Annotated in this window: 1 protein-coding gene; it reads right to left on the bottom strand. The window is 66.5% G+C overall.

The window, feature by feature from the left end:
* Positions 1-316 (bottom strand): hypothetical protein (locus ABZ725_RS09335; RefSeq protein ID WP_358802134.1); only part of this gene is annotated, 316 nt, incomplete at its 3' end.
* Positions 317-364 lie beyond the last annotated feature (48 nt).

Genomic DNA, 364 nt, shown 5'->3' on the forward strand with positions numbered 1-364 from the left:
CGCCCAAGCCGAGGGTGGCAGTTGCCTGACCGAGAGGACTGCCAGTCTTCCGGTAAAGGCCGAGGGCGTCGCGGTAATGCCGCTCGGCAGTTCCGTAGTCAGAGCGGACGTGGGCGAGCTCACCCAAGCCGAGGGTGGCAGTTGCCTGACCGAGAGGACTGCCAGTCTTCCGGTAAAGGCCGAGGGCGTCGCGGTAATCGCGCTTGTCGGCGTCGGTATTGCCGGGGGCGGGACTGGTCAGGCCAGCGCCGGTCAAATCAACGGCGTACAGGCTGGCAGGACTGGCTCGGAAGGCCGGTGCTGTGCGTCCGAGCACAGCGCGAAGCTGCGAGAGGAACCCTGAGCGAAGTGAGGGGTCTTGGTC

The organism is Streptomyces sp. NPDC006872, assembly GCF_040635845.1.
Classification (GTDB): Bacteria; Actinomycetota; Actinomycetes; order Streptomycetales; family Streptomycetaceae; genus Streptomyces.